Consider the following 613-nt stretch of genomic DNA (forward strand, 5'->3'; position numbering starts at 1 on the left):
GCTGGGAAAAGCTATCGGGCTCTTGCACACACTGAACGTGCCCGAGCCCGACGACACCCGACCGACACCCGATCCCACCGATTCCTGAGCGCCGAGAACACCCTCGTCGACGAACTGGCCCCACTGACCGGATCGGTGCGTCGAGCATTGACGTTGGTCGGGTTGTCCCGCTCGACGTGGCACTACCGCCGCAACCCCAGGGTCAAGACCGAACACCCTGTGCACCAACGAGATCGGAAGTATCCGAGCAGGATCGACACCACCGATCGCACCCGGGTCGAAGCGTTGATCGACACTGGATGGCAAGCCGGCAACTCGGTCGATCACTCCTTCGCCACCGCCTGGGACAACGGGTCGATGATCGCATCACGTCGCTCGTGGTGGCGTATCGCAGCAGCGGTCCTCGACCAACGCAACCGCCCGAAGACACCGACCAAGAAGAGCACCCGAACCCCGCGCCCGATGCCCGTGCACACCGCTACCGCACCCGGTCAGGTGTGGAGTTGGGACATCACCGATCTGCACTCACCGTGGCGCGGTGCCTCGTTCAAGGCGTACTCGATCATCGACATCCACTCCCGCCTGATCGCAGGGTGGCGTGTGGAGGAACGAG

Annotated in this window: 1 pseudogene; it reads left to right on the plus strand. The window is 63.9% G+C overall.

The features are described 5' to 3' along the window. Positions 1–285: 285 nt before the first annotated feature. Positions 286–613 (plus strand): annotated as a pseudogene (locus R4P08_RS18605) (hypothetical protein); the annotation flags it as partial.

Origin of the sequence: Rhodococcus sp. IEGM 1408 (genome assembly GCF_033142235.1) — a bacterium.
Classification (GTDB): domain Bacteria; phylum Actinomycetota; class Actinomycetes; order Mycobacteriales; family Mycobacteriaceae; genus Dietzia.